The organism is Nostoc sp. NMS7 (assembly GCF_017115085.1).
In the GTDB taxonomy this organism is placed as follows: domain Bacteria; phylum Cyanobacteriota; class Cyanobacteriia; order Cyanobacteriales; family Nostocaceae; genus Nostoc.
On record NZ_JABXKJ010000101.1, the window covers coordinates 1 to 9,648 of the forward strand.

General features: G+C 44.2%; 8 protein-coding genes. All 8 read left to right on the forward strand.

The genetic code is table 11. From position 1 onward, the window contains the following. Window positions 1-1,178: 1,178 nt before the first annotated feature. The 8 genes from nifB to HWQ38_RS10880 all read left to right on the forward strand — a co-directional run bounded on the left by nifB (window position 1,179) and on the right by HWQ38_RS10880 (window position 9,333). A complete protein-coding gene (nifB, locus tag HWQ38_RS10845; protein ID WP_292793133.1) occupies window positions 1,179-2,633 on the forward strand; it encodes a nitrogenase cofactor biosynthesis protein NifB in 1,455 nt (484 codons plus the stop codon). A 145-nt stretch (window positions 2,634-2,778) separates the two neighbouring features. After that, entirely contained in the window at window positions 2,779-3,141 is a 363-nt protein-coding gene (locus HWQ38_RS10850; RefSeq protein WP_292793119.1) for a 4Fe-4S binding protein, read from the forward strand. 26 nt (window positions 3,142-3,167) lie between these two features. Continuing rightward, window positions 3,168-4,376 carry a cysteine desulfurase NifS gene (gene nifS, locus HWQ38_RS10855; RefSeq protein WP_292793121.1) on the forward strand — a complete coding sequence of 403 codons (1,209 nt, stop codon included), beginning with the start codon at window positions 3,168-3,170 and terminating at the stop codon, window positions 4,374-4,376. 86 nt (window positions 4,377-4,462) lie between these two features. Further along, complete coding sequence (gene nifU, locus HWQ38_RS10860; protein WP_292793123.1) at window positions 4,463-5,362, forward strand: Fe-S cluster assembly protein NifU; 900 nt, start codon at window positions 4,463-4,465, stop codon at window positions 5,360-5,362. A gap of 273 nt (window positions 5,363-5,635) precedes the next feature. Further along, window positions 5,636-5,992: a group 1 truncated hemoglobin gene (locus tag HWQ38_RS10865; RefSeq protein ID WP_292793125.1), complete on the forward strand. Its 357-nt coding sequence runs from the start codon at window positions 5,636-5,638 to the stop codon at window positions 5,990-5,992. A gap of 339 nt (window positions 5,993-6,331) precedes the next feature. Next, window positions 6,332-7,225, forward strand: a complete 894-nt coding sequence (nifH, locus tag HWQ38_RS10870) for a nitrogenase iron protein (protein WP_292793127.1) — start codon at window positions 6,332-6,334, stop codon at window positions 7,223-7,225. A 150-nt stretch (window positions 7,226-7,375) separates the two neighbouring features. Then, on the forward strand, window positions 7,376-8,818 hold the full coding sequence (nifD, locus tag HWQ38_RS10875; protein ID WP_292793129.1) for a nitrogenase molybdenum-iron protein alpha chain: 1,443 nt from the start codon (window positions 7,376-7,378) through the stop codon (window positions 8,816-8,818). A 329-nt stretch (window positions 8,819-9,147) separates the two neighbouring features. Next, window positions 9,148-9,333 (forward strand): hypothetical protein, encoded by a 186-nt coding sequence (locus HWQ38_RS10880; RefSeq protein WP_292793131.1) that lies wholly within the window; start codon window positions 9,148-9,150, stop codon window positions 9,331-9,333. Window positions 9,334-9,648 lie beyond the last annotated feature (315 nt).

The following is a 9,648-nucleotide window of genomic DNA, read 5'->3' on the forward strand; positions in this document are numbered from 1 at the left end:
ATTGATTCAACAATCGCTAATAATTTTTGCTTACCGCAACTTATTGAGCGGATACGATTTTTTTACCTTGGTTTAATTGTAGCTAAATGGTATCAGTAACAAAGAGCGTTGGCGATAGCCCGCCATTGGCGTTCGCGTTAGCGTCTCTGAAAGAGAAGCCTCTCGTAGAGAAGGCATCGCTAAGGTTCGGAACGAGCAATTAAGAAAATTCATTGCGATCGCACAATCATGCTAGATTATAGTTTGTTGTTTCTCTCAAACACAAAATCCCAGAGTTTCCTACCCATCTCCTGATTGTGAAAATGAAAAACAAGAACTGAAAAGTTAAACTTTTTGAAAAATATGTGCAGCAAGACATCTATTTTCACAAGCCTGTATAGGTTGCCAGATAAGACTTAGAACCACAATTGAATATAATTCCCAAAGCAAAAATTAAAAAAATATAAATTGCATTTTTACCCTCAAAAAAATGATATGTTAGATACAGAATTGAATCTCGCTTTTTTTCTGGAGTAGAACGATATATATTACTCCAGTTTTTCACCCTCAAACCCTTGGCATTTATTGCTTTTGACGGAAATTGAGGGCAATCTGAGTACACATTTAAATAACCCAAACCCAGTTTTCAGTTAGTTAAAGTCCTTGCTGGAGTTGGGTTATGACTGAGTACAAATAAATCCTGAACCCCCATCTATAAACACTAGAACCCCAACCAAAAAATACTAGAACCCCTACCCGAAAAATAAATTTTTAATTCTTGTAATGCTTGAAGAATTAGGGTTTTTATTACTTGAGTACAAATGTAATAAATCCAATAAATTCTATGCTAGATAGACGCAACATCTAGCTGGGAGAAGGCTGCTATAAATCTTATATCGCCAATCACTTAACGCTCTGACACAAAACAAAGCGGAGAGTGAGTGGAGGGATGACATAGCACCATGCCTAAAGTGAATAGAAGTCGCGGCTGTAAGCACAAATTCTACCCAAGAACCGAACGTTGACACACACCAGCCGAACATCAAATATATATTGCCTGCCTTACTTGATAACAAGTCACCCAAACCCAAGGGTTTGCAGGCAGTGTGGAAGACGCGACTTCAATTCCTCGGCATATAAGAGTAGCAACACCATCTCCCACAGTGGCAGCCAAGTCCACCGACCTTTTGCGAAACTCAATGACATCACCGTCTACACGACTCCTCAACACCCCTGCTACGGAATCGACAACAACCCAAGCAAAATCCGGTGGTTGCGGCTGCGACAGCCCCAGCAGCGCCACGGTGGAAAGGGATCAAAAGCTCGAAGAACGCATTGCTAAACATCCCTGCTACAGCGAAGACGCCCATCACCACTATGCCCGGTTGCACGTTGCAGTTGCTCCCGCTTGCAACATTCAATGCAACTATTGCAACCGTAAATATGACTGCGCTAACGAAAGCCGTCCTGGAGTAGTTAGCGAGTTGCTAACACCAGAAGAAGCTGCACACAAAGCTTTGGTCATTGGCGGCAAGATTCCTCAAATGACAGTTGTGGGAATTGCCGGACCTGGCGACCCACTGGCGAACCCAGAAAAGACCTTCCGCACATTTGAGTTGATTGCAGCCCAAGCACCAGACATTAAGCTGTGCTTATCAACCAATGGTTTAATGTTGCCCGACTACATCGATCGCATTAAACAATTAAATATAGATCACGTTACGATCACCATTAACATGGTAGATCCAGAGATCGGTGCTAAGATTTATCCTTGGGTTCACTACAACCGCAAGCGTTACAGAGGCATTGAAGGCGCAAGAATTCTCCACGAAAGACAGATGGAAGGATTGCAAGCCCTGAAAGATGCTGACATCTTGTGTAAAGTCAACTCCGTGATGATTCCCGGAATTAATGACCATCACTTAGTCGAAGTGAATCGAGTCATTCGTGAGAAAGGTGCATTCTTGCACAACATCATGCCATTGATTTCTGCACCAGAACATGGCACACACTTCGGTTTAATCGGTCAACGCGGTCCCACACCCAAAGAACTCAAAGAAGTTCAAGACAACTGCTCTGGTAACATGAAAATGATGCGTCACTGTCGCCAGTGTCGCGCCGATGCAGTCGGATTATTGGGAGAAGACCGCAGCCAAGAATTTTCCAAAGAGAAATTCTTGGAAATGACTCCAGAATATGACATGGAGAAACGTCAAGAAGTTCACCAAGGTATTGAGAAGTTTAAAGAAGAGCTTAAAGTTGCCAAAGACAAGGCTCTTGAGGGCAAGAAATTTGCCAACAGTCCCAAAATCCTAGTTGCAGTAGCAACCAAAGGCGGCGGATTGGTTAACCAGCACTTCGGTCATGCCAAAGAATTCCAAATTTACGAAGTGGATGGAAAGGATGCTCGCTTTGTCGGTCATCGCAAAATTGACCAATACTGCCAAGGTGGATACGGCGAGGAAGCTTCTTTTGAGTATATTATGAAAGCGATCGCAGATTGCAAAGCAGTTTTAGTCTCCAAAATTGGTAACAGTCCTCAAGAAAAATTGCAAAAAGCTGGAATACAGAGTATTGAAGCTTACGACGTGATTGAGAAGGTTGCTTTGGAGTTTTACGAGCAATACGTTCAGGAATTAGAAATTAAGGAATAGGGCATGGGGGAGCCTGCGCCGTGGGCGGCTCTGCCGACTTGAGGCGACTGGCGTCATGGGGCATGGGACAAGAATTATCCTCAATGCCCTGCCCTACACCCAATTCTCAATGTCCAATGCCCCTTGCCCAAAAAGGACAATAATCATGGCTTACAAAATTACTAGCCAGTGTATTTCCTGCAATCTCTGTCTATCTGTATGTCCCACTGGTGCAATTAAGATAGTTGAAGGACAACACTGGATTGACTCTGAACTTTGTACAAACTGCGTTGGTAGCATTCATACCATGCCTCAGTGTAAAGCTGGTTGTCCCACCTGCGACGGTTGCGTTAAGCAGCCTAGCAATTACTGGGAAGGCTGGTTTACCAATTACAACCACGTAGTTGCTAAATTAACTAATAAACAAGATTACTGGGAGCGTTGGTTTAACTGCTATTCCCAGAAATACTCTGAACAGTTGCAAAAGCGTCAACCCCAATCGGTGGGGTCTGAAGCTTACGTTAAATAATTCGTAATTCTTAATTGAAGACAACAATGCAAAACAACTGCATCTATCTCGATAATAATGCCACCACTAAGGTAGACCCAGAAGTTATAGAGGTAATGCTACCTTACCTGACGGACTATTACGGCAATCCCTCCAGTATGCATACATTTGGTGGGCAAGTCGGTAGAGCAGTGAGAACTGCAAGAGAACAACTTGCAGCTATCCTGGGAGCCGATGAGTCAGAAATTGTCTATACAAGTTGCGGTACTGAGGGAGATAACGCCGCGATTCGAGCCGCACTTTTGGCGCAACCAGAAAAGCGACACATCATCACCACCCAAGTTGAACACCCAGCAGTACTCAATGTCTGCAAACAATTAGAAACCCAAGGTTACACTGTTACCTATCTATCAGTAAATCATCAAGGGCAGTTGGATCTAGATGAACTAGAAGCTTCCTTGACGGGTAACACCGCCCTGGTGACAATTATGTATGCTAATAACGAAACAGGGACAGTTTTCCCGATTGAACAGATTGGGTTACGGGTGAAAGAATATGGCGCTATCTTCCATGTAGATGCGGTGCAAGTAGTGGGAAAAATCCCCTTGAATATGAAGACTAGCACTGTGGATATGTTAACCCTGTCTGGTCATAAGCTGCACGGGCCGAAAGGAATTGGTGCTTTATATATCCGGCGCGGCGTTCGGTTCCGTCCCTTCATTATTGGCGGACACCAAGAACGCGGACGTCGGGCGGGAACAGAGAATGTTCCAGCAATTATTGCCTTGGGCAAAGCTGCGGAACTAGAACTGTTACACTTAGAAGAAGCGAGCAAAAGAGAAATCAGGCTGCGCGATCGCCTCGAACAAAGTTTACTCGCTAAAATTCCCGATTGTGTCGTTAACGGTGACGTTACGCAGAGATTGCCCAACACCACAAATATCGGCTTCAAGTATATTGAAGGTGAAGCAATCTTACTATCCTTGAATAAATACGGTATCTGCGCCTCATCCGGTTCTGCTTGCACCTCCGGCTCACTGGAACCTTCCCACGTCCTCCGGGCTATGGGCTTACCCTATACAACTTTGCATGGTTCCATCCGCTTCAGCCTTTGTCGCTACACCACAGAAGCCGAAATCGATCAAGTGATAGAGGTAATGCCCAGTATTGTAGAGCGTTTACGCGCCCTCTCACCCTTCAAAAATGATAATGCAGGCTGGCTGCAAGAACAAGAGCAAGCACTGGCGCATCGCTAATTAGGGAGTAGGGAATAGGGAATAAAGAATTTACTACTCCCCACTCCCCCAATCTAAAATCCAAAATCTAAAATCTAAAATTCATTATGTGGGACTACACTGATAAAGTATTAGAACTGTTTTACGATCCCAAAAATCAGGGAGCAATCGAAGAAACGAGCGAACCTGGGGTTAAGGTTGCAATGGGAGAAATCGGTAGCATTGCTTGCGGCGATGCTCTGAGATTGCACCTGAAAGTTGAGGTAGAATCTGATAAGATTCTAGATGCTCGTTTTCAAACTTTTGGCTGTACTAGTGCGATCGCATCTTCTAGTGCATTAACCGAAATGATCAAAGGTTTAACCTTAGATGAAGCTCTGAAAGTATCCAACAGAGATATTGCAGATTACCTGGGTGGTTTACCAGAAGCTAAAATGCACTGCTCTGTTATGGGACAAGAAGCGCTAGAAGCCGCTATCTATAATTATCGTGGCATACCTCTAGCTACCCATGATGATGATGATGAAGGCGCGTTAGTTTGCAGTTGCTTTGGGATCAGCGAGTCTAAAATTCGTCGCGTGGTTCTAGAAAATCATCTCACTGGTGCTGAACAAGTAACAAATTATGTGAAAGCTGGTGGCGGATGCGGTTCCTGTCTGGCAAATATTGATGATATAATCAAATCAGTTCAACAGGAATACGCCTCACCTGCTCTCAACGATTACGGCGTAAAAGTTGCCACAGAAATTGTTACCTCCAAGCAGCGATCGCTAACCAACGTCCAAAAGATTGCTTTAATTCAAAAAGTTCTCGATGAAGAAGTCAGACCCGTACTCATCGCTGACGGGGGAGATGTAGAACTCTATGATGTCGAAGGCGATCGCGTTAAAGTTGTGCTACAAGGTGCTTGCGGTTCCTGTTCTAGTAGTACAGCAACTCTAAAAATTGCGATCGAAGCCAGATTACAAGATCGTGTCAGCAAGAGCCTTGTAGTCGAAGCAGTTTAGGAATTGCTGTAGGACTTAGCGTACTCTACAAATACGCCCTAATATGCATTCAGCCAGGAACAGAAAGTAGGATTTGAACCGAATCATTGTCTCCACTCAATGCTTCATACCAATTCGCCAAAAGAAAGCAACAGATTCAAATCTAACTTTCTTAATTACGAATTACGAATTGGTATCAGTCCTACCACTATGACGGCTAACAGCATATAAGCTTCATAGATTAAGCGCCTACTTGCAAATTTAATCATCTAACTCGCTTCAAAGGAACAGAATATGAGTACATTGTACGACAAACTTGGCGGACAACCAGCTATTGAACAAATAGTAGATGAACTCCACAAACGCATTGCGACAGACAGCCTCCTCAATCCCATCTTTGCTGGTACAGATATGGTCAAGCAACGTAATCATCTAGTTGCTTTCTTATCTCAGATATTTGAGGGGCCAAAGCAATACGCCGGTCGTCCAATGGACAAAACCCACGCGGGAATGAATCTACAGCAACCACACTTCGATGCGATCGCCAAGCATCTCGGTGAAGCAATGGCTGTGCGTGGAGAGTCAGCAGAAGACACCAAAGCTGCACTAGAGCGTGTCACAAACATGAAGGGCGCTATTTTGAACAAGTAATAGGATTTATGCATTGATTGTTGACAAATAGCAACATCAAATCCTATTGAGTTTTTCAACCTGAAACACATTATGGCGTATTTGTAAATTGCGTAATCTCCTAGTCATTAGTCAGGATAAATGATTAATGACTAGGGACAAAAGAAAAAAAATTTAGCCAGGAAATATATGTACTTACTTTCGATCATTTTAGCTGTGGAGCGATCGCCCCCGGCAGGTATTTATGCCAACGGTACCAACGATGCTCTACACGCGCTCACTACTGTCGCTCAACTGGCGTGAACGCAACTGACAAACGCGCATACCCACCAACCAACCAATTGCAGGGAAACACGAATCATGACTGAAGAAAAGATTAGACAGATAGCTTTCTACGGTAAGGGCGGTATCGGTAAATCTACCACTTCCCAAAACACCTTAGCAGCTATGGCAGAAATGGGTCAACGCATCCTCATCGTTGGTTGCGATCCCAAAGCTGACTCCACCCGTTTGATGCTGCACAGCAAAGCTCAAACAACCGTTCTTCACCTCGCTGCAGAACGTGGTGCAGTAGAAGATATCGAACTCGAAGAAGTAATGCTAACCGGTTTCCGTGACGTTCGTTGCGTAGAATCTGGTGGGCCAGAACCAGGTGTAGGTTGCGCCGGTCGTGGTATCATCACCGCCATCAACTTCTTAGAAGAAAACGGTGCTTACCAAAACCTAGACTTCGTATCTTACGACGTATTAGGTGACGTTGTATGCGGTGGTTTCGCTATGCCTATTCGTGAAGGCAAAGCCCAAGAAATCTACATCGTTACATCTGGTGAAATGATGGCGATGTATGCTGCTAACAACATCGCTCGTGGTGTTCTTAAGTATGCTCACACCGGTGGCGTGCGCTTGGGTGGTTTGATTTGTAACAGCCGTAACACTGACCGGGAAATCGAATTGATCGAAACCTTGGCAAAACGGTTGAACACCCAAATGATTCACTTCGTACCCCGTGACAACATCGTTCAACACGCAGAATTACGCCGTATGACTGTTAACGAGTACGCACCAGAAAGCAACCAAGCTAACGAATATCGGACATTGGCTCAGAAAATTATCGACAACAAAAATCTAGCTATTCCTACACCCATCGAAATGGAAGAACTAGAAGAATTGTTGATTGAATTCGGTATTCTCGAAAGCGACGAAAATACTGCAATGCTAGTTGGTAAGAGTGCTGCTGAAGCTCCTGTAGTATAATTCGCTGCTAAGAAATAACGCTTTAGCACAAGGAAAAAGGAAGAGTTTCATATCTTCCCTTTTACCCTCTCCCTTACATCTCCCCCCTAACCTTAGAGGGGACTCCTAGTCCCCCTATGCCCCGATCCTTACGAGTCACAGAGGCTAAGTATGACACCTCCAGAAAATCAAAACATCATCGAAGAAAGAAAAGAACTAATTAAAGAAGTTCTTAGTGCTTACCCAGAAAAAGCTGCCAAAAAGCGCGAAAAGCACTTAAACGTATACGAAGAAGGTAAGTCCGATTGCGGCGTTAAGTCTAATATCAAATCTCTTCCTGGGGTAATGACCGCTCGTGGTTGTGCTTACGCCGGTTCTAAAGGTGTGGTCTGGGGTCCCATTAAGGACATGATCCACATCAGCCACGGGCCTGTAGGTTGCGGTTACTGGTCTTGGTCTGGTCGTCGTAACTACTACATCGGCACCACAGGTATTGATACCTTTGGTACCATGCACTTCACCTCCGACTTCCAAGAACGAGATATCGTTTTCGGTGGTGACAAGAAACTTACCAAGCTGATCGAAGAACTTGATGTACTTTTCCCCCTCAACCGTGGTGTTTCCATTCAATCTGAATGTCCCATTGGTCTAATTGGGGATGACATCGAAGCTGTTGCTCGCAAGACATCGAAAACAATTGGTAAGCCAGTTGTACCTGTGCGTTGCGAAGGCTTCCGGGGTGTTTCCCAATCTTTGGGTCACCACATTGCTAACGACATGGTTCGTGACTGGGTGTTCACCAGATCCGACCAAGCTAAGAAAGACGGTACACTTCAATTTGAAGGTACCCCTTATGATGTAGCGATCATTGGTGACTATAACATCGGTGGTGATGCTTGGGCTAGCCGCATCCTGTTAGAAGAACTCGGCTTGCGCGTAGTCGCTCAGTGGTCAGGTGATGGCACCATCAACGAAATGTTGATGACCCCCAATGTGAAGATGAACCTCATCCACTGCTACCGGTCGATGAACTACATCAGCCGTCACATGGAAGAAGCTTATGGTATACCCTGGTTGGAATACAACTTCTTCGGCCCCACCAAGATTGCTGAATCTTTACGGGAAATTGCTTCTAAGTTTGACGAGACAATCCAAGCAAACGCTGAGAAAGTCATCGCCAAGTATCAGCCCACAATGGATACGATTCTTGAGAAGTATCGCCCACGTTTGGAAGGTAAGACTGTCGCCATCATGGTTGGTGGTCTACGTCCTCGCCACGTTGTCCCAGCTTTCCAAGACTTGGGCATGAAGATGATTGGTACAGGTTATGAGTTCGCTCATAATGACGACTACAAACGTACCACTGGCTACATCGAAAACGGCACTATCGTTTATGACGATGTTACCGCTTACGAATTCGAGGAATTTATCAAAGCCCTCAAGCCCGACCTTGTAGCTTCTGGTGTGAAAGAGAAGTATGTCTTCCAAAAGATGGGTCTTCCTTTCCGTCAAATGCACTCTTGGGATTACTCCGAACCTAGCGATCGCTCTTACAATTCAGGTAATGCAAGGTTTTTCAGTGGCGATAGAAAAAAGAGCCTATTTCTAGCCTAAATGCAAGTTGCTAGGTTATTTAGGAACAATCTGTTTTGATGCTTCAGGCAGTATAACTCTTATGGAGTCTCGTTTTTAGATTTGAAAAGCATTTTGCTCAAAGAAAAACTGTAAAATGAAAGACTATTTTAAATGACGATTTTTTAGATTAAATATAGTGTTCCAGCTAAATTGAGCAGCAGCAGATAAAATTTGCATCCAACCAAGATATTTTGTCCGTTTGCTCCATAAAGTGTTAGCCTGCTAGACTAAAGTAATTGGATGCAGAAAAGACGAATGAATAACGTCTGGAGGTTCTCTTAAGTATTATACAAACTGCAACTGAAAAAATGCGATCGCTCCTGCCAGAGAAGCAACAAGAGGTCTTAGATTTTATTGAGTTTCTGCAAAGTCAGCTAGGACAACAAAATACAAACATTGAACAAATTAAGCCTATTTCATTTTTGGCAGCAGCTCAACAATTTGCTGGTTGCGTCGATGGTGGCCCCGGTGATTTGGCGACCAACAAACAATAGACCTCTTGCAAAAGTCCCTAACACCCCACCCCCAGCCCCTCCCCGCTTGCGGGGAGGGGGAGAATTTGGCGTAAGTCAAAAGCAGGGTGGGGTTCTTTTTTTGATTTATGCAAGAAGTCTAATATCTTGAAGGTTTAGGAACTGAATGAAGCAGCGAGTCATCATCGATACAGGGCCATTAGTAGCCTTTATTAATCGCAGAGAGCATCTTCATACCTGGGTAATTAACACGTTAGCTACAATTGAGCAGCCTTTAGCTTTATAGCAACCGAAGCATAGATTAGGACATAATAGAAGTAAATGACCTTCAAAAAC